The sequence below is a fragment of the Qipengyuania sp. L-5Y genome (genome assembly GCF_056859455.1).
Genome location: NZ_JBSXOM010000027.1, coordinates 177509 through 200202, shown reverse-complemented (window position 1 = coordinate 200202; position 22694 = coordinate 177509). Strand labels below are relative to the sequence as shown.

General features: G+C 61.5%; 19 protein-coding genes. 10 read left to right on the top strand and 9 right to left on the bottom strand.

Translation table 11 applies throughout. The annotated features are described in order from the left end of the window. Positions 1-35: 35 nt before the first annotated feature. From AC13F2_RS07175 to AC13F2_RS07150, 6 genes are all read right to left on the bottom strand, one after another. Positions 36-1160, bottom strand: a complete 1125-nt coding sequence (locus AC13F2_RS07175; RefSeq protein WP_482964758.1) for a M48 family metallopeptidase — start codon at positions 1158-1160, stop codon at positions 36-38. Then, the gene (locus AC13F2_RS07170; RefSeq protein ID WP_482964757.1) at positions 1117-2190 is read right to left on the bottom strand and encodes a YjgN family protein; all 1074 of its coding nucleotides are present in this window, start codon (positions 2188-2190) and stop codon (positions 1117-1119) included. The genes AC13F2_RS07175 and AC13F2_RS07170 overlap by 44 nt, the downstream gene beginning before the upstream one ends. Positions 2191-2259: 69 nt before the next feature. Then, a complete protein-coding gene (locus tag AC13F2_RS07165; RefSeq protein ID WP_196847165.1) occupies positions 2260-2469 on the bottom strand; it encodes a helix-turn-helix transcriptional regulator in 210 nt (69 codons plus the stop codon). Continuing rightward, positions 2466-3047 carry a hypothetical protein gene (locus tag AC13F2_RS07160; RefSeq protein WP_196847164.1) on the bottom strand — a complete coding sequence of 194 codons (582 nt, stop codon included), beginning with the start codon at positions 3045-3047 and terminating at the stop codon, positions 2466-2468. Before AC13F2_RS07160 ends, AC13F2_RS07165 begins: the two co-directional genes overlap by 4 nt. Then, on the bottom strand, positions 3044-3220 hold the full coding sequence (locus tag AC13F2_RS07155; RefSeq protein ID WP_158246634.1) for a hypothetical protein: 177 nt from the start codon (positions 3218-3220) through the stop codon (positions 3044-3046). Before AC13F2_RS07155 ends, AC13F2_RS07160 begins: the two co-directional genes overlap by 4 nt. A gap of 56 nt (positions 3221-3276) precedes the next feature. Next, complete coding sequence (locus AC13F2_RS07150; protein WP_482964756.1) at positions 3277-3459, bottom strand: hypothetical protein; 183 nt, start codon at positions 3457-3459, stop codon at positions 3277-3279. 157 nt (positions 3460-3616) lie between these two features. On the opposite strand from AC13F2_RS07150, the gene AC13F2_RS07145 reads away from it, so the two are divergent. The 3 genes from AC13F2_RS07145 to AC13F2_RS07135 all read left to right on the top strand — a co-directional run bounded on the left by AC13F2_RS07145 (position 3617) and on the right by AC13F2_RS07135 (position 8269). Beyond that, complete coding sequence (locus AC13F2_RS07145; protein ID WP_482964755.1) at positions 3617-5278, top strand: alkaline phosphatase D family protein; 1662 nt, start codon at positions 3617-3619, stop codon at positions 5276-5278. Between the two features lie 240 nt (positions 5279-5518). Then, on the top strand, positions 5519-7501 hold the full coding sequence (thrS, locus tag AC13F2_RS07140) for a threonine--tRNA ligase (protein WP_482964754.1): 1983 nt from the start codon (positions 5519-5521) through the stop codon (positions 7499-7501). A gap of 21 nt (positions 7502-7522) precedes the next feature. Then, complete coding sequence (locus AC13F2_RS07135; protein ID WP_482599063.1) at positions 7523-8269, top strand: sulfite exporter TauE/SafE family protein; 747 nt, start codon at positions 7523-7525, stop codon at positions 8267-8269. Between the two features lie 4 nt (positions 8270-8273). On the opposite strand, the gene AC13F2_RS07130 is transcribed toward AC13F2_RS07135, so the two are convergent. The 3 genes from AC13F2_RS07130 to AC13F2_RS07120 are packed head-to-tail and all read right to left on the bottom strand — an operon-like array spanning position 8274 to position 11156. Further along, complete coding sequence (locus AC13F2_RS07130) at positions 8274-8402, bottom strand: hypothetical protein (RefSeq protein WP_482964753.1); 129 nt, start codon at positions 8400-8402, stop codon at positions 8274-8276. A 34-nt stretch (positions 8403-8436) separates the two neighbouring features. Next, complete coding sequence (locus AC13F2_RS07125) at positions 8437-9429, bottom strand: agmatine deiminase family protein (RefSeq protein ID WP_482964752.1); 993 nt, start codon at positions 9427-9429, stop codon at positions 8437-8439. A 14-nt stretch (positions 9430-9443) separates the two neighbouring features. Further along, complete coding sequence (locus AC13F2_RS07120; protein WP_482964751.1) at positions 9444-11156, bottom strand: M28 family metallopeptidase; 1713 nt, start codon at positions 11154-11156, stop codon at positions 9444-9446. A 106-nt stretch (positions 11157-11262) separates the two neighbouring features. On the opposite strand from AC13F2_RS07120, the gene glnE reads away from it, so the two are divergent. The 7 genes from glnE (at position 11263) to AC13F2_RS07085 (ending at position 22609) form a co-directional block, all read left to right on the top strand. Continuing rightward, the gene (glnE, locus tag AC13F2_RS07115; protein WP_482964750.1) at positions 11263-13944 is read left to right on the top strand and encodes a bifunctional [glutamate--ammonia ligase]-adenylyl-L-tyrosine phosphorylase/[glutamate--ammonia-ligase] adenylyltransferase; all 2682 of its coding nucleotides are present in this window, start codon (positions 11263-11265) and stop codon (positions 13942-13944) included. Beyond that, positions 13941-14414, top strand: coding sequence for a peroxiredoxin (locus AC13F2_RS07110; RefSeq protein ID WP_482964749.1), 474 nt, complete (start codon positions 13941-13943; stop codon positions 14412-14414). Before glnE ends, AC13F2_RS07110 begins: the two co-directional genes overlap by 4 nt. Then, on the top strand, positions 14411-15211 hold the full coding sequence (locus tag AC13F2_RS07105; RefSeq protein ID WP_482964748.1) for a ferritin-like domain-containing protein: 801 nt from the start codon (positions 14411-14413) through the stop codon (positions 15209-15211). The genes AC13F2_RS07110 and AC13F2_RS07105 overlap by 4 nt, the downstream gene beginning before the upstream one ends. A gap of 136 nt (positions 15212-15347) precedes the next feature. Continuing rightward, positions 15348-16028 (top strand): M23 family metallopeptidase, encoded by a 681-nt coding sequence (locus AC13F2_RS07100; protein WP_103023943.1) that lies wholly within the window; start codon positions 15348-15350, stop codon positions 16026-16028. A gap of 151 nt (positions 16029-16179) precedes the next feature. After that, positions 16180-17727 (top strand): acyl-CoA synthetase, encoded by a 1548-nt coding sequence (locus tag AC13F2_RS07095; protein ID WP_482964747.1) that lies wholly within the window; start codon positions 16180-16182, stop codon positions 17725-17727. After that, entirely contained in the window at positions 17727-19028 is a 1302-nt protein-coding gene (locus AC13F2_RS07090) for a cytochrome P450 (RefSeq protein ID WP_482964746.1), read from the top strand. The genes AC13F2_RS07095 and AC13F2_RS07090 overlap by 1 nt, the downstream gene beginning before the upstream one ends. Before the next feature lie 368 nt (positions 19029-19396). Then, positions 19397-22609, top strand: coding sequence for a type ISP restriction/modification enzyme (locus tag AC13F2_RS07085; protein WP_482964745.1), 3213 nt, complete (start codon positions 19397-19399; stop codon positions 22607-22609). Positions 22610-22694: the final 85 nt, after the last annotated feature.

The window sequence follows — 22694 nt, the reverse complement described above, 5'->3', positions numbered from 1 at the left end:
CGATGTCGGCCCGCAACCTGTCGATTGCAAGTCTTTCAGAAGAACTCGAAGTCCTCGACGTCCGGGTCGTCGGCACACATGGTCTTCAGCGCTTCGAACTCATCATCGGTAATGGCAGGCGGGTAAGCCGTTCTTCCGCCCGCCGCGTCACGATAGGCTTTCGCGCGCTCGTTCGACGAGGGATGGCTGGCTATCCAACCGAGCAGGGCAGGAGAGTTATCCTCGTCGCCATGCTCTTTGGCCATACGCTCGAAGAAACTGGCTGCGCCCAAAGGGGATATGTCGCTCTGCGCCATGCGTGCTCGCGCATAATCGTCGGCTTCGCGTTCGGCATCGCGCGAATAGCCCATCGACGCCAGCCCGACCGCCCCATTGGTGAGCCCCGAATCCGCGCCTGCGAGTAGAACAGACAGACCGAACTGCCTGAGCAGCGCCGTCATGACATGCCGTTCGCGTACATGGCCGACTTCGTGGGCCAAGACGCCCGCAAGTTCCTCCGGAGATTCGGCCTGCTGGACCAGGCCATCGAAGAGCAGTACCTGCCCCCCTGGCAATGCTATCGCATTGACCATGTCCATGTTCGCGATCCCGGCTCGGACCTTCTCTCGTGCCGGATCGACTTTCCCCAACAGTTTGGCGAGGGCGGCATCACCTTCGGGGGTATGGCATATCCGGCCGCCGAATTCGCCGACCATCGCCTCGCCGATGTTGCGCTCCCAGCTGGCCGGAATGCGCGGGCCGAGCCAGTCTGGTGCAGTCATGAACAAAGCCACGGCGGCCACGCTCACGGCACTGAAAATCGCGGCGGCTTTGCCAAGACCCAGCTTGTCTACCCACGCCCCGTATTCGCTCTTCCGCGGAAGCTGCGAGGCGAGGCCCGGCGGTAGGTCGTTTGGCAGAAACAGGCGAAAATCGGGGACGCTCTCGCTGCGATAGAGGGTGCGGTCCGTGCGTATCTCGCCAAACCGCAGATCGGCTGCGTTCAGATCGACCCGGGAGCTACTTGCCTGAAGCGACAGGCCGCCCCGACCATCCCACCGCAGCACCCCCGAATGCCGCAGCGCATTCGTGCCGTCGTACCATTCAGCAGGAACTTCGAAGGCATCATCCATCGGCTCAGATCGCGCCCATGTCGAAAGCGTCGAGCAGGCCTTCGCCATGCTTGGCGGTCCTGGTTTGCGACTGGGTCAGCTCGTCGAGGAGAATTTCTCCGCCCGCCTCGAGATGCGTCATGAAGAACTTCCAGTGGCGATAGGATAGGAAAACGAAGCCCAGGCCCAGCGTGAAAACAACCAGCAGTGCATCGCCGATCAGCAGCTTGACCCAATCCATGGTCGATGCCTCGAAACTGAAATGAAGCGAGCGCCACCGTGTCGCCCCCACCACTTCGCGATAGAATTTCGCATAGAACGCAACCGCGATCAGGCCGAGGCCGAGATAGAAGAACAGGACGATGCCGATGACCCCGACTATGCCGCCGATGGCCCTCCCATTCTCGCCGCCCATTCCGTAACCGGCAAGCATGCCCATGCCGCCCATGATCAGCATTCCGACGAACATCACGAACGGTGCCAGATAAAACAGCAGGAAACGCGCGAAGACCCCGCCCGCTTCCGCGTCGGCCTCGAAGGCGAACGGACCGAAGCTCATCTTGCTCCAGCGCTCGTTCCAGAGGCTTGTCATCGACCAGGGGATGAGCAGGCCGAGCGGAAGCCAGCCGACCATCGTCTTCCACATGTAGGACAGGCCGAAAAGGAAACCGCCGCTGTCACTCCCGCCACGTATGCTGCGCCAGCGGGTCCGCGACAGGCGATAACGAAGCGCGCGGAAGCGGGCGACCCCGCCCAGATTGAAAATCGATACGAGGGCGATTGCCCCGAGTCCGGCGCCGATGGCTTCGTATCCGCGAGCGATCAGTGCCTGTGCCACGAAGCTCAACCCGAAATAGGGCAGGCCGAACAGCAGGATGACCATCACGAAGCCGAGAAACAGTTCCATGCCGGTGCCGGCCCATTCAAGGTGTTCATCGACGAAGCGCGTCCGCGACCACAGATAACGGCGTTCGCGCGCAGTCGCCCAGAACCGGTAAATGCCCAGCGTCACGATGGTAAGCAGAAGGTTGGGCAGCGCGATCCGCGCGAAATCCTTCCAGTTTCCTTCGAAAACGAAGGCGCTGTCACTGCCTTCCATGTCCTGCGACCCCTGCATAATCAATGACCTCCGATCCCCACCGCGTGGTCGGGGATCGGAGAGCCAGTGTCAATCGGCGCGCGGTTCTTCTTCCCGCAGGAAGATTTCCTCGATCGTCATGTCGAAGATGTCGGCAATACGAAAGGCCAGCGGCAGAGATGGGTCGTAGCGTCCGGTTTCGATGGCGTTGACGCTTTGGCGTGACACTTCCAGTCGCGCCGCGAGATCCTGCTGGCTCCAGTCACGCTCGGCGCGCAGGACCTTGAGGCGGTTCTTCATGCGTCGCGCACCTTTTGCCAAAGCTGCGCGAAGCCCAGGCCGATGGCCCAGACTGGCAAGACCCACCACGCCCAGACATGCGGCACCAGTTCGAACATTTCCAGGAAGCCCCAGAAGATGCCCAGCGCCAGCACAAAGCCAAGTGCAATCAGGGCAGCCATGATCGTGCGGTGCCGGAGATATTCATCCTGCTCTTCGGCAAGGTAGCGGGCCATCGCCCAGATCACGCCGAAAGTGGGCAGGGTGGGCAATAGCGAGATTGCGAACACGACCGGACGGGACAATTCGTAGTTGTCCCACAGGGTGACCGCGATGCCCAGTCCGAGCGCATAGCCGAAGCTGCTGACCAGCACACGACGATTATAGTCCACCATCGCCTTGCTCGCACAGCCGGCTGTGCGCTGCCGCGCGATCGGAATCAGCAGGCCGGTGGCCAGTGCAAGAAGGATGAAGCCTGTCGGCCCGTTAATTGCATCGGTGAGCTTGAGAGTGCCAACTATCCCTATGGCGACCAGATAGAGCACAACCCAGAGATAGGGAGAACGGCCCCGAGGCCGATCACCCGATGCCGCGCTCAAGACACGCTCTCGCACGAGCGGCCGCCGACCTTACGCATGTGGGTCAGGGCAATGACGGCAAGGCCGATGGTGACGGTCAATGCGATACCGTCAGACACTTCGAGATGCACCATCAACATGGCGGCTGCTATGATCAGCGAACCATAGGCAAGGGCTATCCGGCGAACTTTCATGGTTGTGGTCTCCAGAACTGTGGGATTTCGAACGAATTGGAATCGGGCGGACCCGGTCACTGTTTCAGCGCGCACACCCCGCAATCGGTATTGCCTTTACGACGGTTGAGTACCGCAAGCAGGGGGATCGTGAATATGGCGAGGAAGGTCGACCAGTCCGGCAGTATGTCGAAGATATTGAGCAAGGCGATACACAAGACCGCGGCAGCCCAAACTAGATTGCGCACTCTGGGGTTCATGACAACTCTCCTTTTCATCGTGTAAAGGCTATTTGTCATTATCACAACACCGTGTCAAGCAAAGTTGACAAAGTGACGCGTGACCTTTCCGCGCGTGGTTTTTGGCTTGTCATGATATGGCCATGAGGCGCAGGCAGACGCGAGACGAGGAGATTTCATGACTGCCACTGAGCCCCCCGCTTCGCCGAAGCTTCCCGCACTTGACCGCCGCAGCCTTTTAAAGGCCGGCTTGCTGGGTTCCGGGTTGCTTGCCGCCCCCCTTTCTGCAAGCCAGCCGGGACGCGGCTTTACCCATGGTGTGGCCAGCGGCGAGCCTGGACCTGATCGCGTATTGTTGTGGACCCGTTTCCAAGCCGATCAGGACACGCCGCTGGAGTTCGAGGTCAGCGATTCGGTGGATTTCACCCGCAAGATTGCCGGTGGCTCAATCGCCGCGAGGGCAGAGAACGACTGGTGCTGCAAGACCTTTGCCGAAGGCCTCGAGCCGGCACAGTCGTATTACTTCCGGTTCATTGCGCCGGACGGCAGCATTTCCGACATCGGCCGCACCCGCACATTGCCCGAGGGGCCAGCCGATCGTTTTCGCATGGCTGTGTTCTCCTGCGCGAACATCGGTTTTGGTTGGTTCAACGCCTATGCCCATGCCGCGGCAGACGGCAATTTCGACTGTGTGCTGCACCTCGGCGACTATTTTTACGAATACGCCCCGGGTACGTATCCCTCGACCGACGAAACCGTCTCCGGCCGCAGCGTGTGGCCCTCGCACGAACTCGTCGCGCTGGCCGATTACCGGGAACGGTACGCGGCGTATCGGCAGGATCCGGACCTGCGGCGATTGCACCAGCTTTTCCCCATGATCGCGGTCTGGGACGACCACGAAAGCGCCAACGATTCCTGGGAAGGCGGGGCAGAAAACCATCAACCCGACAGCGAGGGCGAATGGTCGGTTCGCAAGGCGGCAGCGATGAAGGCCTATCGCGAATGGATGCCGGTATCCGAAGAGCCATGGGCAGAATACGAGGTTGGCGACCTCGCAACGCTCTATCGCCTCGAAACGCGGCTCACGGCACGCGCCAAGCAATTCAGTCTTGGTGACGTGCTGCGAGGCGGCAATTCGCCGGAGGAAGCCAAGGCGGCGCTCATTGCTTTTCGTGATGGCGACTACAGGGATCCGGCGCGCGAACTGCTCGGTTCTGCTCAGCAGGTTTGGTTGGCGGAAAGCTTCAGCCGCTCGAAGGCTGCCGGCAAGACTTGGCAGGTCCTTGTGCAACAGGTCTTGATGGGCAACCTCGTCTCTTCTCCATCTCTGGCAGCTGCGCTTCCCAAGGATGCGCCCGACTACATTCGCCAACGGGTGCTCGCCGGCGCCATGGCCGGGGCAGAGGGCGTACCCTTCAGTATGGATGCATGGGACGGGTATCCCGCCGCGCGTCGGCGGGTGTTCGAGGCGGCACTATCAGCGGATGCGAACCTTATCAGCCTTGCCGGTGACACCCATAACGCCTGGGCCTTCGATCTCGATCTCGAGGGAACACCGGTCGGTGTGGAGTTCGGGGGCCAGTCCGTAACCTCTCCTGGCTTCGAAGGTTATCTTCCGCAAGTCCCGCCCGATGTTCTGGCCAGGGATGCAGTTGCAACCAATGCACAGCTGCAATGGATGGATTCGTCGCGCCGCGGATATATGGCCGTCGAACTTACACCCGGCAGCGCCACGAGCGAATACCGCTTCCTTGGCAGCGTCCGCGAAAAGGGCGCGGGCGTGGTAGCAACAAAGCGGATGACGACCCTCGCAGGCAGCCGCAAGCTGGATATGGGTTGAGATATCAGCTCGACGGAGTTATCTGAGGGGCATGACGCCCATGCGCATCACGACCACGACAACTACCACCCCGGGCAACCGGGGGTGGTCGGTCGCGGCTTGAGCGATCCACCGCCGCCCGGTTTCGGGTGGTTGGCGTTTCTTCCCGAAATCGGAATTCTTCGCAAACGCCGCTTCAAGGCTGCGCCTCCTTGTGCCATGGGCGCGGCAATTAACGGCGAAGAGCCCTAGGACGAGACGATGACGGAACTTCTCAAGATTAGCCTGCCCGATGGTTCGGTGCGTGAAATGGAGCCCGGTTCCACGCCTGCCGACGTAGCGGCCGCGATCGGGCCGGGACTTGCGAAGGCAGCCATTGCCGCCCGCGTCGATGGCGAATTGCGCGACATCAATCGTCCATTCGAGAGCGATTCCGAACTGGCTCTCGTCACGGCCCGCGACGAGGATGACGCGCTTGAACTTGCGCGCCATGATTTTGCCCATGTGCTGGCAGAAGCGGTGCAGGCCCTGTGGCCCGGTACGCAGATCACTTTCGGTCCATCGACGGATGACGGCTTTTACTACGATGTGAAGGCGCCCGCGGACCGCGACCCGTTCAGCATGGACGATCTTCCCGCGATCGAGGAAAAGATGCGCGAGATCATCAAGGCGGACAAACCCCTGCGCCGGGAAGTCTGGAGCCGCCAGCAATTGATCGACAAGTGGGAGGCCGAGGGCGAGGCCTTCAAGGCGGAATGGGCGCGGGAACTGCCGGAAAACGAAGAACTCACGGTTTACTGGTCGGGGGAAGACTGGCTCGACATGTGTCGCGGTCCTCACCTTGCCAGCACAGGCAAGCTCGACCCGCAGGCCTTCAAGCTCATGCGTGTCGCCGGAGCATACTGGCGCGGCGACCAGAAGAATGCGCAGCTCACACGTATCTACGGCACCGGCTGGCTCAACAAGAAGCAGCTCAACGCTCATCTGACGCGGCTGGAGGAAGCGGCCAAGCGCGATCACCGCAAACTGGGCCGCGAGATGGACCTTTTCCACTTGCAGGAAGAGGCGCACGGCAGCGTCTTCTGGCATCCCAACGGCTATCGCATCTGGCGCCAGCTCGAAGCCTATATGCGTCGCAAGATGGATAAGGCGGGTTATCGCGAGATCAAGACGCCTCAGGTGATGGACGCGCGCCAGTGGGAACAGTCCGGTCACTGGGGCAAGTATCGCGAGAACATGTTCGTTATTCCAGACGAAGTGCCCAATACCGAGGAAGACGGTCCGGTCATCTCCGGTGAAGCCGACTGGATGGCATTGAAGCCCATGAACTGCCCGGCCCATGTGCTCGTGTTCAAGCAAGGCATCACCTCTTACCGCGACCTGCCGATCCGGCTGGGCGAGATGGGCTGTTGCCACCGCAACGAGCCGCATGGCGCGCTCCACGGTCTGATGCGCGTGCGCCAGTTCACGCAGGATGATGCGCATATCTTCTGCACGGAAGGTCAGGTGGTAGAGGAGGTGCAGGCCTTCCTTGCGCTGGCGGATACGGTCTATCGCGATTTCGGGTTCAGCTACGACATCAAGCTTGCGCTGCGCCCGGATCAGCGGTTCGGCTCGGATGCGGATTGGGACAAGGCCGAACAGGAACTGCGCGACGCGCTGACAGCAAACGGCCTCGAATGGGAAGAATTGCCCGGTGAAGGGGCATTCTATGCTCCCAAGCTCGAATGGCACCTGACCGACGCGATCGGTCGCACTTGGCAGGTCGGCACGATCCAGTCCGACCGCGTCCTGCCCGACCGTCTCGACGCCAGCTATGTCGGAGAGGATGGGGAGAAGCATCGCCCCGTCATGCTGCACCGTGCGATCTTCGGTTCGTACGAGCGCTTCATCGGCATTCTGATCGAGCATTTCGCCGGTCGCCTGCCCGTTTGGCTCGCCCCGACGCAGGCGGTGGTCGCTACCATCGTGTCCGATGCGGACGATTACGCCAAGGAAGCCGTCGGAAAGCTGGAAGCTGCGGGGATCCGGGTCGACAGCGATCTGCGCAACGAAAAGATCAACTACAAGGTGCGCGAGCATAGCCTCGCGAAAGTTCCGCACCTGCTGGTAGTCGGCAAGCGCGAGGCGGAGGAAGGCACCGTCGCGGTCCGCACGCTGGGCGAGAAGGACCAGCGCGTGATGAGCCTCGAGGAAGCTATCGACATGCTGCGCACTGAGGCGACGCCGCCCGATCTGCGATGATCGTCACGAAGGGCGGGGTACATGGATGTAATCGCCGGCTACAGTATCGCAGCCGTACTCGCTGCGCTGGCTGCAGCTTTCGGATCGGCTTTCGTTCGCGGCCTTACCGGTTTCGGCATGGCGATACTGATCGTCCCGATCCTGGCGCTCGCCCTATCGCCGGTCCACGCGGTGCTGGTGACCAATTTCCTTTCGGTTTTCATCGGTGTTTCCGAAATTAGGCGGCTATTGCGCGAGGCGGAAAGATCGGCCTGGTTTATCATCGCAATGGTCGCGGTGACCACGCCCGTCGGTCTTTACGCGCTGAGCCTGACCACCCCCGCGATCGCACGGGTCGTGATTGCCTTCATCGCTCTTTCGGCGTTCGTGGCCATACTCCTTCCGCGGCGTAGGGCCGCGCATCACCACCCGGCGACAACGGGCGGCGTGGGGCTGCTTAGCGGGCTGATGACAGGATACGCCGGAATGCCCGGCCCGCCGGTCGTTCCCTATTACGTGGGGCGCGACATACCTCGCGAAACGGCCAAGGCGTCGATGCTGCTGATCTTTACCTGCGCATCCAGTGTCGGTCTGGCGAGCGGTGCCGCGATCGGCGTGCTGGAGTGGAAGCTGGCCCTGCTCGCGGCGCTTCTGTTTCCGGCGGTGCTGCTGGGTAACTGGCTGGGCAACAAGGCATCGGGCCGTATTGGCGACCGTAGCTGGCGCATATGCGTGGGCATGGTGCTCGGTGGCGCGGCCGCGGCTGCGCTATGGAAGGCGATCGTCTGACCGCTCAGAAGGGGAGGATAGGTCCGGCGAGTGCCAGAGCAAGGCCGCAACCGCTGACGATCACGGCACGCGCGATATTCGCCACCGGAAACGGGGCGAAATGTATGCGGGCGAGTGCGATTGCATGGGCCATTGCCGCATTCTGGGCCTGAACCCCTAACGAAGTGTTAAGGCCGCCACCCGGCCGATGGCATTTGCTGGCTCGCACAATGGAAACCGCCTCCGCCGGCAAGCACGGCATCACCGGCAAGTCCGATTGTCGCACGGTCGGGAAACAGCTCGGAAATGGCCGCAACGGCCTCCGCATCATGCGCGCTCCCGAACGTCGGCACCACCACCAGATGGCTTGTTATGGCGAAATTCGCATAGCTCGCTGGCTCGACGTGGTCGCCGCTGGTTACGAGGCCGGGTGAAGGGATGTCCTTTACCGTGACGCCGGCATCTTCGGCCCGCCGCCTGGCATCGGCATAGATTGCGGCGTTGGGATCGTTTCTGCCCGTCGCGCGGGGTAGGCAGAGCGTATTGGCAGCTGCGAAGCGGGCAAGATTGTCGACATGCCCGTCGGTGTGATCGTTGATCAGTCCCTCACCTAGCCAGAGAACACGGTCGAAGCCGAGGTCGCGTCGCAATCGATCTTCGATTTCGTCCTTTGTAAGCTGCGGATTTCGGTTGGGATTGAGCAGGCATTGTTCGGTCGTTACGACCAGCCCCGTACCGTCTCCGTCGATCGCACCGCCTTCCAGGATCCAGTCCGCGACCTCGAGCGGCAAGCCGGCATCCGTAGCCAGTTCTGCGCCGACCGTCTGATCGCCTTCCATCAGATATTTGCCGCCCCAGCCGTTGAAGCCGAAGCGCTGCGCACAACGTTCGCCATTCTCATGGCACAGCACGAGAGGACCGGTATCGCGCAGCCAGATGTCGCCATAGGAACGCTTTTCCAGAACGACGCTACCGGTTACCAGCTGGCGCGCGCGCGCTTCATTGGCGCCGTCCTTTACCAGCAGGCGGACCTCCTGACCGCTTTCGGCAACGGCATTCGCAAAAGCAGCGATCTGCTCTTGAGCGCGTGGAAGCGTGTCGGGCCATTCCTTCGCATCATGAGGAAAGCCGATCCACAGCCAGTCCTGCGGCGCCCATTCGGGCGGCATCCGAAAGGTCATGGATCGGCTCCTGCTTATGGGGCTTCAGGCGTACCGCAGAGCGCGCCATCGACGGCGCAATCTTCGTCGCGCGTTGCTTTGAACTCGTCACCCTCGACCCAGTTCGGCCAGCTTGTCGAATCGCCAAGCATCCGGCCGATGCGATAGAACAGCCGCAGGTCGGCCATTACGCCCGACCAGTCCCAGTTCGGATCGTATTCGTCCTTGGGCCCGTGATACCGGTTGTCGCGATAATCGGCCTGGACGGCTGCGCCCGCTTCCTTACCCCCGTCGACGAGATCTTCGCCGCCGTCGAGGTAGAGCATCGGCACGCCTCGCTTCGCGAACGCGAAGTGGTCCGAGCGGTAGTAATAGCCCGCTTCGGGGTTCGGATTGGGCGTCGTTACCCGGTCATCGCTCATCAGCGCCTTGTCCAGGAACAGGTCGAGCTGCGATTTGCCCGGCCCAACGACGGTCACATCCTTCGCCGGACCGGCCACCAGGAACGCATCCATGTTGATACCGCCGACCGTCTTGTTGAGCGGGAAGACCGGGTTTGCAGCGTAATAATCGGCACCGAGCAAACCGGATTCCTCGGCAGTGACCGCCAGGAACACGAGACTGCGTTTGGTCGGCCCCGCTTTCGCGTGCGCTTCGGCCAAGGCTACGAGAGCAGCAGTGCCGGTGGCATTGTCGACTGCGCCATTGCAGATGTCGTCGCCATCGGGTGCCGGCGTGCATCGGCCCAGGTGATCCCAGTGTGCCGTGTGCATGACATATTCGTCGGGACGTTCGCTTCCGGGAAGAATGCCGATCACATTCTTGGATGCGAATGTACGAATGTCGTTGCGGAAGCTCGTCGATGCCTTGAGCCCGAGCGAGACCGCCTTGAAATCGTCCTTGCGCGCAGCTGCCATCAGATCGTCGAGATCCTGACCCGCAGCGGCGAGAATTTCACGGGCCTTCTCCTTCTGCACCCAGCCGTTCAGCTTCGTCATCGGAGGAGGATTGTCGCCGCGGTCGGCGTATGCCTGAGGGCCCGACCAGCTGCTTTCGACTACGTTCCAGCCATAGGCGGCAGGTTCGGTGTCGTGGATGATGATAGCGGCTGCCGCACCCTGCCGTCCGGCTTCTTCGTATTTGTACGTCCAGCGACCGTAATAGGTCATCGCCTTCCCGTTGAAGGGGCCGTCCAGGGTTTCGGCGCCGAAGTCCGGATCATTGACGAGAATGACCGCAGTCTTACCCTTCATGTCCAGGCCTTCGTAATCGTTCCAGCCCTTTTCCGGCGCGTTGATGCCGTAGCCCACGAATACCAGCTCGCTGTCATCGAGTTTGGTTTCCACGTCTTCGCGATATGTCGCACCGACCCAGTCGGTGGCGTAATTGAGCTTGATATCGCCATTGTCGCCGCCAGAAATTGTAAGCGGCGCGAAATCCTTGCCGGTAATCTCGACCAAGGGCACATCCTGCACCCAGCTGCCATTGTTGCCAGGCTCGAGGCCGGCTTTTCCGAATTCCTCGATGAGATAGGCGATCGTCTTTTCTTCGCCAGCCGTGCCGGGGGCACGCCCTTCGAATTCGTCGGAGGAAAGCCGCTCGGTCACGCGCTTCATGGTTTCTTCGGACAGGGTCCCGTCGGCCACATCGGGCAGATCGAGCGCGGCATCGGGGCTTTCCACGTCCTGGCCCATCGAACAGGCCGACAGAATGAGCGCGGCGGCCGCACCGATCGTAAAGCGTTTCATGGGCGAATTTCCTCTCTTCGCATCTCGCATTCGGCGCGCTTCTTGTCAGCATGGCGGCGTAAGGGCAAGCTTGCGCCGTGCGTCGCGGGGAGGCAGGGGGCAGGCGATGGCTGTCGACTGGACCTCAGCGCTGGACCGCGCCCGTGCCCATGCACCATTCCTCGCGCGCGCGCTCGAGCGGCGGCCCGAACTGGCCGAGTTGCTGGCCCAGGGGGATGGCGAGGCGGCCCTGCGCGCTGCCAAGCGAGTGAAGGATGGCAGTGCGGCAAGCGCGCTGCGCGACGAACGGCTTGGCCTGGCCCTGGTGCTTGCGATCGGCGATCTGGCCGGGGCGTTCGACCTCGACAAGGTCATGCGGGAATTGTCGACCTTTGCGGATCGAGCGCTTGATCGGGCGCTGAACACTGCCATGAACAGTCGTGTTCCGGACGCCGAACCGTCGGGAATGATAGGGTTGGCGCTCGGCAAGCACGGGGCGGGCGAGCTTAACTATTCCTCCGACATCGACCCTATCCTGCTTTACGATCCCGAGAAGCTGCCACGGCGCGAACGCGACGAGCCGGGAGAGGCGGCCCAGCGGTACGCCCGCGAAGTCGTGCGATTGCTGTCAGATGTGACGAGCGAGGGGTACGTTTTCCGGGTCGATCTGCGCCTGCGCCCCGCATCGGAAGTGAGCCCGCTTGCCATTCCGCTGAGCGCCGCCATCACCCATTACGAAAGCTCGGCACTGGCGTGGGAACGGGCGGCTTTCATTCGCGCGCGGGCCTGTGCCGGCGACATTGCAGCCGGCGAAGAGTTTCTCGACCATATCAGGCCCTTCGTGTGGCGCAGAAGCCTTGATTTCGGTGCGATCGATGAAGTCCGCCGGCTGACCCACCGCATTCGCGATCAGCACAGCGGTCCCAGCGTTCCGGAGCCCGGCTACAATTTGAAGCTGGGTCGCGGCGGCATCCGCGAGATCGAGTTCTTCGCCCAGACCCATCAGCTGATCCACGGCGGACGCGACCCCTCCCTCAGATCGCGAGGCACGCGGGCGGCACTGGATGCGCTGGCTGCCACCGGCCGGATCGGCGGGGAAGACGCGAGGGCGCTCGGCGAAAGTTACGACGGCCTGCGAACGATCGAGCACCGCCTGCAGATGGTCGGCGACAAGCAGACGCATTCGCTTCCCGCAGGTGATGCGCTGGACAATGTCGCGCAGCTGCATGGTCTGGCTGACGGCGCAGCGCTGGTGAAGCATGTGCAGGAGCTTGCGCGACCGGTCGCCGAGCGTTTCGACGCACTTCTCGATGAGGACAGGATTTCCGTGCCGGCCAGCGCGCCGCACGTTCTGGCAGGCGATACGGCCGAAGGCGATGTGCCCGCAGAATTGGTCGATCGGATCGCGGGTTGGACCGACGGGAAATATCAGGCGCTGCGCAGCACCGCGGCTCTCGGCGCCTTCGAAGCCATCCGTCCGGATCTGATCGCGTCGATTTCCGGATCGCCAGATCCCGACGCAGCCGTCGTGCGCTGGGAGGGTCTCATCTCCCGATTGCCGAGCGCCATAAACCTGTTCCGCCTGCTCGAGGCGCGTCCAGGACTGTTCGCCCTGCTTGCCGACTGCCTCACGCTGGCGCCGCCTCTGGCGGACGAACTTGCCCGGCGACCGAACCTGCTCGATGCCCTAATCGACCGAACAGCTCTCGATCTGCCGGGCAGCGTGGATGACATCGTCGCCCGGATGGGAAGGCGCGAGCGTGGAGACGATTACGAAACGCGGCTCGACCGGCTGCGCGTCGTCACCAGCGAGACGCGGTTTGCGCTGGGGGTCCAGCTGATCGAAACGGCGCACGACCCGCTGGATATCGCGGCGGGCCTGTCGCGCACGGCGGAAGCAGCCCTTCAGGTTGCAGTCGATGCGGCCGAAAGCGAGTTTGCGTTGAAGCACGGACGCATCGGTGGCAGCGAACTGGTGGTGGTGGGCCTCGGGCGGCTGGGGGGTGGTGCGCTGACGCACGCTTCGGATCTCGACATCATCTATCTTTTCACAGGTACCCACGAGGGCGAATCCGGTGGCGAGCGGCCGCTCGGCGCGACGCTCTATTTCAACCGGCTTGCCCAGCGAGTCACGGCAGCGCTCAGTGTCCCGACTGCGCAGGGCGCGCTTTACGAGGTGGACACCCGGCTGCGCCCCCAGGGCAATCAGGGGCCATTGGCGGTAAGCGTGGAGAGTTTTGCGCGGTATCAGCGCGAGGATGCCTGGACGTGGGAACACATGGCGCTGACGCGTGCCCGGGTGCTCGTCGGTAGCGACGCTGCCCGCCAGCAGGTCGGTGACGTCGTGACGTCCATTCTTCGCGGCGAACGGGACGGTGATGCCCTGCGTGACGACGCCCTGAAAATGCGCACGGAAATGGCGGCCCACAAACAGGCGCGCGGGTCGCTTGACGCCAAGCTGCTGCGGGGCGGCCTGGTCGATATCGAGTTTCTCGTCCACCTCCTCCAGCTGCGGCATCGCGAAGCACTGACGCCGCATCTGGACGAGGCGATAAGCCAGTTGATCGAGACGGGCCGCTTGCCTGGGACGATCGCCGAAGCGCACAGTCTGATGACACGCCTGCTGGTGGGGACGCGTCTGCTCGCGCCCGATCTCGAAAAGCCCAAGTCTGCGGCGGCCGCCTTGCTCGCCCGGCAGAGCGGGTGCGAGGATTATGACGAGTTGATACAGCGTCTGCACGAGGCACGCCGTGATGTCGCGGCGACGTGGCGGGACATATATGGTGAAACCCTGGAGATAGACGAATGACGACGACCTACGGCGAAGGCGATGACTTTCCCGAATTCGAGATGGAAACGCCGGACGGCGGTACCGTCACCAAGGCTGACCTGTCCGGCAAAAAGGCAGTGATCTTCTTCTATCCGAAGGACAACACGCCGGGCTGCACCACCGAAGCCAGGGATTTTTCCGCTCTCAAGGCGGCATTCGACAAGGCGGACGTATCGCTCCTCGGGGTGAGCAAGGATTCGGCCAAGAAGCATCAGAACTTCATCGCCAAACATGATCTGACCGTCGATCTGGCGACCGATGCGGCACACGGCGGGCTGTCGGACGAGTTGGGTGTCTGGACCGAGAAACAGATGTACGGGAAGACCTATATGGGCATGGTCCGGTCGACCTTTCTTATCGGTGGAGACGGCCAGATCCTGCGCGTCTGGCCAAAGGTGAAGGTCAAAGGGCACGTTGAAGAGGTGCTGGAGGCTGCAACCAAGGCATGACGGGACCGCGCCGATCCGTCGCCAGTGCCATTCGCGATGCGCTGCTCATGGGCGAGGCGAAGGCCAAGGTCTTCGCCGCCCGCCAGGTGGCGCGCGACTGGCGGCTCGGACGGCTGGATTTCGTGTTCGAGGTTACAATGCCGGATCGTCCGGAATGGCCTGATCGTCTGGAACTTCTGGCACCGGGCGCCATGCCCCGTCGTGGGAAGATGGGGTCGGAACGCAATCGTGCCGCCTTGTGGCACGCGCTCGCCCATATCGAATTCGTCGCTATCGATCTCGCGCTGGATATGGCCGGCCGCTTCGGTGAAGCGATGGGTCCCGACTTCGTTTCGGACTTCCTCGAAGTTGCTGCCGACGAGGCGATGCATTTCGCGCTGCTGTCCCGAAAACTTGATTCGCTGGGGTGGTCCTACGGGGCGTTGCCTGCGCACGACGGGCTGTGGAGCGCGGCTCAGGACACCGCTCACGATGTTGCGGCGAGGCTGGCGATCGTTCCCATGGTGCTCGAGGCGCGCGGTCTGGACGTCACACCGGCCACATTGGCAAGGGTTCGCGCGCAAGGTGATGAAAAAGGGGCGAAAATTCTCGAACGAATCCTTGACGATGAAATTCGTCACGTTGCCGCAGGTTCAAAGCACTTTCATGCGATCTGCGAAATGCGTGCGCAGAACCCGCAGAAAACATGGCAAAATCTGGTCGGAATGCATTTCGCAGGTGGTTTGAAGCCGCCGTTTAACGACTCAGCGCGTTTCGCAGGCGGCCTGCCGCGCGACTATTACGCGGGTATTGCCTGATTAACCTTTTCACCGATAACTCGAACTCACGAGACGCCGGGGGGTTCCGGCAGTGACTTAAAAGGTGGGTTCGACACGGGACGTCGGGTTCACTCAGGATCGAAAGGCGCGCAAAGCGCCAGATGGACGGGTTAGCATGATCACCAAGCGCAATACGCTTGCTCTCGCAGTAGTGGCCAGTTTCGGCATCGCAGCAGCTCCGGCTCAGGCGCAGGAAACCAACACCGCTGCTGCAGTCGGTGCGATCGACATGAGCAAGGTGGCTGCTCCTACCCAGACCGGCGAAGATGCCCAGTTCAAGCAGCTGTTCGCACAATGGGACAATCTGGATCGCGCTACTCCGGCAGCGACCAGCGTTTCGGTTCCCTCGCGCATGCCGCTCGATAACACCAAGCTGACCAGCGATTACGGAATGCGCACCCACCCGGTTCTGGGCGGACGTCGCAATCACAAGGGCGTCGATCTGGCCGCACCCGTCGGCACACCGATCTATGCTACCGCCGATGGCTATGTCAGCAAGGCCGAATGGTTCTCCAGCTACGGCAAATATGTCTCGATCGAACACGGTGCGAACCTGCAGACCCGCTTCGCACATATGTCGGATATCGCTGTAAAGGCCGGCACCCGCATCAAGAAGGGTGACATCATCGGCTATGTCGGCTCGACCGGTCGTTCGACCGGCCCTCACCTTCACTATGAAGTCCGCGTCGATGGCCAGGCCGTGAACCCGGTTCCCTATATGGTCGAATCGGAAGCTCAGCGCGCATTCGCTCTTGCGACGGGCACGGGCGGTCAGGGCGACGGCGACGACAACTGATTTTCGGGCCTTCGGGCTTCGCAAAAGGGCGGCAGGAGCGATCCTGCCGCCTTTTTTCTTGCCCGTGCGGATGGGTTAGGTAGGTTTCTTCTCGAAACTGGAAGAGTCCCCTCGTCGAGAAGGGGGCCGCCGGAGAGGAGAAAGCAAGCCAATGCACCCCATCGCCCATGCGCAGACGCGACCGGACCATCCCGCCATCATCATGGCCCCCAGCGGCGAGACCGTAACATTCGGCCAGATGGACGATTACGCCAATCGCTTTGCGCAACTGCTGCGGTCGCGGGGCTTGAAGCGCGGCGATCATTTTGCCGTGCTGATGGAGAATAACTCCCACTATCTGCAGGTCGTCTGGGGATCGCAGCGTGCGGGCACGATGATGGTGCCGATTTCCACCCGGCTGACCGCGCCCGAGATCTGCTATATTCTGAAGGATGCGAACGCCAAATTCCTGCTGACGACCCGCAAGTTCGCCGATGTTATCGAGGGCATCCGCGGCGATTGCGCCGATCTGCCGCTGCTGATTGTCGGCGGCGAAGGCGATGAGGATTACGATGCGGCCCTTGCGGCGCAGCCCGCGGAGCCGATCGCGGATCAGGCGCCGGGCCAGTACATGCTCTATTCCTCCGGCACGACCGGAAGGCCCAAGGGGGTGAAGCCTGCGCCGCCTGCGGATGAGGACATCCAGGCCGTCAATCCGCTGGTCGGACTGGCAGTCATGGGGGCGGGCATGCCGGCAGACGGCAGCATAGTCTATCTCTCCCCCGCGCCGCTCTATCATGCCGCGCCGCTTGGCTGGTGCACGACCGCACAGCGCCTGGGCGGCACCGTGGTGGTGATGGAGAAATTCGATCCCGAACTCGCGCTCGCCACGATCGAGCAATACCGCGTGACCGACAGCCAGTGGGTGCCCACGCATTTCGTGCGGATGCTCAAGCTCGATCCCGAACTTCGCACCCGCTACGACCTGTCCAGCCACAAACGCGCACTCCATGCGGCCGCGCCGTGCCCCGTTCCGATCAAGCGCGAGATGATCGAATGGTGGGGCCCGATCATCAACGAATATTACGCCGGGTCGGAAGGCATCGGCATGACGCTGATCAAGGCCGAGGACTGGCTGGACCATCCCGGCAGCGTGGGCAAGGCGATCCATGGCAGGCTGCATGTCTGCAATCCCGATGGCGAGGAAGTACCGGCCGGGCAGGACGGGCTGCTGTTCTTCGAGAACGAGAATATCCCGACCTATCACAACGATCCCGACAAAACGCGCGAGGCGATGCATCCCAAGGGGTGGATGACGCTGGGAGATATCGGGCATCTCGATCCTGACGGCTATCTCTACCTGACCGACCGCAAGAGCCACATGATCATTTCGGGCGGGGTCAACATCTATCCGCAGGAGATCGAGAACCTGCTCGTCACCCATGACAAGGTGATGGATGCCGCAGTGATCGGCGCGCCCTGTCCCGATTTCGGCGAGAAGGTGGTGGCGGTGATCCAGCCGATGGACATGGAGGCCGCGGGCGACGCGCTGGAGGCGGAGCTGCGCGATTTCCTGGCGCCGAGCCTGTCCAAGATCAAGATGCCCAAGCAGTTCGACTTCCGCCCGCAACTGCCGCGCGAGGCGAACGGCAAGCTCTACAAGCGCGAGTTGCGCGATGAATATCTCGCCAAGGCGGAGATCGAGACGGAGCAGGCCTGATGGCCACGCAGGAAAGGCCCCGGCTGGACCCGGCAACTGCCCGGCAGGTTATCGACCCGTCCAGCTATGCCGAGCGGGACGGACTGCTCGATACCTTCGACCGCCTGCGCGCCGAAACGCCGGTCGCCTGGGTCGAGCCAGAAGACAGCGGCGTCCACCCGCCGTTCTGGCTGGTCACCAGCTACGACGACGTCATGCGCATGTCGAAGGACAACGCCACCTTCCTTAACAACCCGCATACCGTGGTCTTCAGCCTGACCGAGGGCATCGAATTCGCCAAGGCGTTCAGCGGCGGGAGCGAGCATATGGTTGCCAGCCTGGTGACCTTCGATGCGCCGATCCACATGAAATACCGCAAGCTGACGCAGGAATGGTTCATGCCCAAGAACCTGCGCACGGTCGAAGACGAGATTCGCGCCATCGCGCACGCAGCGGTCGACCGCCTGCTGGCAGGCGGCGGGGAAGCCGACTTCGTCAAGACGGTGGCCGCGCCCTATCCGCTGCATGTGGTGATGCAGATCCTGGGCGTGCCGGAGGAAGACGAGCCGCGAATGCTGATGCTGACCCAGCAGATGTTCGGCGGGTCCGACGAGGATCTCAACCAGTCCGGCATGAAGGACCTGCCGCCCGAGGCGATCACGCAACTGGTGGCAGGCGCGGTCAAGGACTTCGAAGCCTATTTCGCCAAGCTCACGGCCGAACGCCGGGCCAGCCCGACCGCGGATGTTGCCAGCACCATCGCCAATGCGGTCATCGACGGCGAGCCGCTGAACGACCGCGACATGATGGGCTATTACATCATCCTGGCCGCCGCGGGGCACGATACGACCAGCGCCAGTACGGCAGGCGCCATGCTCGCCCTGGCGCGCGATCCGGAGCAATGGGCCCGGGTGCGCGCCGATCGCAGCCTGCTGCCGGGTATCGTCGAAGAGGCGATCCGCTGGACCACGCCGGTCCAGCATTTCATGCGCACTGCCGCCGAGGATACCGAGGTGGGCGGCCAGCCCATCGCCAAGGGCGACTGGCTGATGATGAACTATGTCGCCGCCAATCACGACCCGGCGCATTTCGAGAACCCGCGCCGCTTCGATGCCGCGCGCAGCCCCAACCGGCACCTCGCCTTCGGGGCGGGCGCACACCAGTGGCTCGGCCTGCACCTCGCCCGGCTGGAAATGCGCATCCTGTTCGAGACGCTGCTCGACCGGATCGAGACGGTCGAACTGGCAGGCGAACCGGCGCGCAGCAGATCGACCTTCGTCGGCGGGCTGAAGACCCTGCCGCTGCGCTTCACCCCGGCCTGATTCGCCCGGCAGCCGTTCCGCTTCGCGCCGCGGCGGGCCGAGACATGGACCGGGTGTTACACTGTCCAGGGGCAAAAACCTGTCGGTTTGCGCAGGATCGCGTCAGCTTGCGCGAAACGGCGTCGGCTTGCGCAGAAATGCGGTCAGCCTGTGCGAACCGGATGTCGGTTTGCGCAGGCGATATGTCGGCATACTCGCCGCAGATGTCAGCTTGCACCATGCAGCGAAACGGCGCGGTTGCGGGTGATGAACGGGGTAGAAAGAGCCGCCAGCACCCTATCACGCCGCGCTGCCTGTAGGAAAATCCTCTACTTGCGGCGCGACTCCTCTGCGCTAGAACGTGGCGCAACGAGGGGAATGCAAAGCTTATGGATATTGCCGGTTATCTCGATCAGGTCATAACCAAGTTCGAGACAGGGCAGGCGACCGAACACAGCTACCGCGCACCGCTGGAACGCCTGTTCGAAAGCATCTCCGACGATCTGACAATCATCAACGAACCCAAACGCAGCGATGCCGGGATGCCCGATTTCATCTTTCAGCGGAAGGATGTCCCGGTTGGCTGGGTAGAGGCGAAAGACATCGACAAAGATGTCATCGCGCTGAAAGGCTATTCGAAGGAGCAGCGCAAACGCTATGAAGCGGCGTTCCCAAACCTGATCTACACCAACGGGGTCGATTTCGAATTCATACGCGAAGGGGTGCAGGTCCACTTCGTTTCCATCGCTGATTTCGTGATGGGGCTGCAGCCGAAGCCGGAGAATTTCGACACGCTGGAACGGCAGTTGCGTCTATTCGCCGAAGCCAAGCCGATAAGTATCCGCAGTGCAGCCAAGCTGGCGGACATGATGGCGGCGAAGGCGGCGATCATTAAAGACGAGATCGACCTTGCGCTGATAGGCGATCCCGATTTCCGCAGCGGGCTGGGCGGTCAGTTTAAGAGCTTCCAGCAGAACCTGCTGCCTAACCTCACTCCCGGCGAATTCGCCGACATCTATGCCGAAACGATTACCTACGGCATGTTCGCCGCGCGCTTCCATGACGATACGCTGGATACCTTCAGCCGTCAGGAAGCTCTTGAAAAGCTGCCTGCTTCCAACCCGTTTCTGAAGGGCCTGTTCGAATATATCGCCGGGCCGCAACTGCCGAGCCGCATCAAGTATATCGTGGACGATCTCGCCGCCGTGATGCGCGCCGCCGATCCGCATGCCCTGTTCGAGAAATATGGCGAGTTCACGGCGCGCAATGATCCTTTCATCCACTTCTACGAAGATTTTCTCGCGGCCTATAACCCGAGGAAGCGCAAGAGCCGCGGGGTCTGGTACACGCCCGAACCCGTGGTGGATTTCATCGTGCGCGCGGTGGACGATGTGCTGAAGACCGAATTCGGACTGCCTGACGGGCTGGCGGATACCAGCAAGGTGACGGTCGATTGGGACACGGGGACCAACGACCCGAAGACCGGCAAAGCGCGCACGATCAAGAAAGAGGTCCACAAGGTCCAGATTCTCGACCCGGCAACCGGTACGGGCACCTTCCTCGCCAAGACGGTGCAGCTCATTTCCGACCGGGTGAAGAAGCGCGCGCCCGGCATGTGGTCGAACTATGTGGAAAAGGACCTGTTGCCGCGCCTGCACGGCTTCGAGCTGCTGATGGCCAGTTATGCTATGTGCCACATGAAACTGGATATGCAGCTGACGAAAGACGGCTACACGCCCAGCGCCAACCCGCCTCGCCTGTCGGTCTGGCTGACCAATGCTCTGGAACCGGCGGAGCGCGAAATACGCGATCTGTTCTTTCAACCGCTGGCCGAGGAAGCGCGTGGCGCGAGTGAAGTGAAGCGGCAGGCGCCGATTATGTGCGTTATCGGAAATCCGCCCTATTCTGGCGAGAGCGCCAACAAGGGTAAGCACATCATGGATTTGATGGACGCTTACAAGATGGAGCCGGGTGGCAAAGAGCGGCTGAAGGAACGCAATCCCAAGTGGATCAACGACGATTACGTCAAGTTCATCCGCATGAGCGAAGATTTGATCGCGAAGAATCCCTCAGGCGGAGTGCTCGGCTTTATCACCAATCACGGCTATCTCGACAACCCGACCTTTCGCGGGATGCGGTGGCATCTGCTCAAGACCTTCGACAAAATTTGGGTGTTGGACCTTCACGGAAATGCAAAGAAGAAAGAGGCGAGTCCGGACGGTTCAACCGACAAAAACGTGTTCGATATTCAGCAAGGCGTGGCTCTGATTGTCGCGGTGCGGAAGAACGAGGTGAGTGATGAACTGGCCGAAGTTTGGCATGGCGATTTATGGGGTAGTCGGAAGTCGAAAAGCGAGGCGTTGGCGAACGCGCTCCCGTTAGATCTTTCGCGAGAAAAGATATCCCATCACCCTCGCTATCACATGTTTTACGAGATCGATCACGCGCTTTTGGATGCATACGACGAAGGATTCTCGACTTCGGATTTATTGCCCCATTCAACGATGGGAATGATTACTAAACGAGATGCCTTCACAATCCGATTTGAGAAGCAAGTTTTGTGGAAAGACATATCTGACTTTGCAAGAACGCCCCTCTCGGAGATCCACGAAAAATTCGACCTACCACAGGATAGCGATTGGACAGCGGCTAATGCGCAAACCGATGTTGTTCAATCTGGGCCAAAAGCGGAGCTGCTGAAACCTGTTTTGGTTGCCCCTTTTGATGCGAGATGGACCTATTATACTGGGACGACCCGAGGCTTCCATGCGCGCCCAGTGATTCAGACAATGCAGCATTTCCGAGACGGAAACTTCGCGTTGTCAGTCATCAGAAAAATGGATGTCGTCCAACCTTGGCAGCATTCACTCTGTGTCGATGAGAAAATGATCCATCACGCGGTGTCGATGAAGGAGGGAAACTATGTTCAGCCCCTTTACCTCTACCCTGATGAAGCAAGCGATCAAGCCGACGCGCTTGCCCCCACCGAGCGTACCATCAACCTCGACCCCAAGCTCTACACGAAAATCTGCAAAGCCGCCGGGATCGACTCAGCCGATACCGCTGGGCCGGACGGCGACTTTCGCGCACCAACCGGCGAAGCGCGGCCGAGCGAGGTCAAAGTGTTCGACTATATTTACGGCGTGCTGCACAGCCCCGAATATCGCGAGACCTTTGCCGAATTCCTAAAGATCGATTTCCCGCGAGTGCCCTATCCAGCCAGCCCCGAAGTGTTTCGCCACGTGAGCGAGAAAGGCGAGGCCCTGCGCCGCCTCCACCTGATGGAAGATGCCGCCATCGGCGAAACAGACTTCCCCTTCATGGGCGAAGGCAGCGGCGAGATCGCCAGCAGCTATCCCAAATTCGAAACCACGGGGAAGGTGCACATCAACCCCGACCAGTATTTCGAAGGCGTGCCGCAAGTCGCATGGGAATTCCACGTCGGGGGATACCAGCCTGCGCAGAAATGGCTCAAAGACCGCAGGTGCCGCACATTATCGTGGGAAGATGTCGGTCATTATCAGAAGATCGTCAAAATCCTGATCGAGACCGACCGGATCATGCGGGAGATTAATTTGCCGCTCGATGTCGAAGCTCAATGAAACGAAGTGGAGGTAGAAGCAGCCGACCGCTGGGACATCTTCAGATCGACGATCTCGAGAATATGGTACGAGAAAACGAGAGCGA

Coding starts and splice junctions, on each gene's coding strand:
- AC13F2_RS07175 (WP_482964758.1), bottom strand. CDS start 1,160: ATGGCGAAGGCCTGCTCGACGCTTTCGACATGGGCGCGATCTGAGCCG.
- AC13F2_RS07170 (WP_482964757.1), bottom strand. CDS start 2,190: ATGGAAGGCAGTGACAGCGCCTTCGTTTTCGAAGGAAACTGGAAGGAT.
- AC13F2_RS07165 (WP_196847165.1), bottom strand. CDS start 2,469: ATGAAGAACCGCCTCAAGGTCCTGCGCGCCGAGCGTGACTGGAGCCAG.
- AC13F2_RS07155 (WP_158246634.1), bottom strand. CDS start 3,220: ATGAAAGTTCGCCGGATAGCCCTTGCCTATGGTTCGCTGATCATAGCA.
- AC13F2_RS07150 (WP_482964756.1), bottom strand. CDS start 3,459: ATGAACCCCAGAGTGCGCAATCTAGTTTGGGCTGCCGCGGTCTTGTGT.
- AC13F2_RS07145 (WP_482964755.1), top strand. CDS start 3,617: ATGACTGCCACTGAGCCCCCCGCTTCGCCGAAGCTTCCCGCACTTGAC.
- thrS (WP_482964754.1), top strand. CDS start 5,519: ATGACGGAACTTCTCAAGATTAGCCTGCCCGATGGTTCGGTGCGTGAA.
- AC13F2_RS07135 (WP_482599063.1), top strand. CDS start 7,523: ATGGATGTAATCGCCGGCTACAGTATCGCAGCCGTACTCGCTGCGCTG.
- AC13F2_RS07130 (WP_482964753.1), bottom strand. CDS start 8,402: ATGGCCCATGCAATCGCACTCGCCCGCATACATTTCGCCCCGTTTCCG.
- AC13F2_RS07125 (WP_482964752.1), bottom strand. CDS start 9,429: ATGACCTTTCGGATGCCGCCCGAATGGGCGCCGCAGGACTGGCTGTGG.
- AC13F2_RS07120 (WP_482964751.1), bottom strand. CDS start 11,156: ATGAAACGCTTTACGATCGGTGCGGCCGCCGCGCTCATTCTGTCGGCC.
- glnE (WP_482964750.1), top strand. CDS start 11,263: ATGGCTGTCGACTGGACCTCAGCGCTGGACCGCGCCCGTGCCCATGCA.
- AC13F2_RS07110 (WP_482964749.1), top strand. CDS start 13,941: ATGACGACGACCTACGGCGAAGGCGATGACTTTCCCGAATTCGAGATG.
- AC13F2_RS07105 (WP_482964748.1), top strand. CDS start 14,411: ATGACGGGACCGCGCCGATCCGTCGCCAGTGCCATTCGCGATGCGCTG.
- AC13F2_RS07100 (WP_103023943.1), top strand. CDS start 15,348: ATGATCACCAAGCGCAATACGCTTGCTCTCGCAGTAGTGGCCAGTTTC.
- AC13F2_RS07095 (WP_482964747.1), top strand. CDS start 16,180: ATGCACCCCATCGCCCATGCGCAGACGCGACCGGACCATCCCGCCATC.
- AC13F2_RS07090 (WP_482964746.1), top strand. CDS start 17,727: ATGGCCACGCAGGAAAGGCCCCGGCTGGACCCGGCAACTGCCCGGCAG.
- AC13F2_RS07085 (WP_482964745.1), top strand. CDS start 19,397: ATGGATATTGCCGGTTATCTCGATCAGGTCATAACCAAGTTCGAGACA.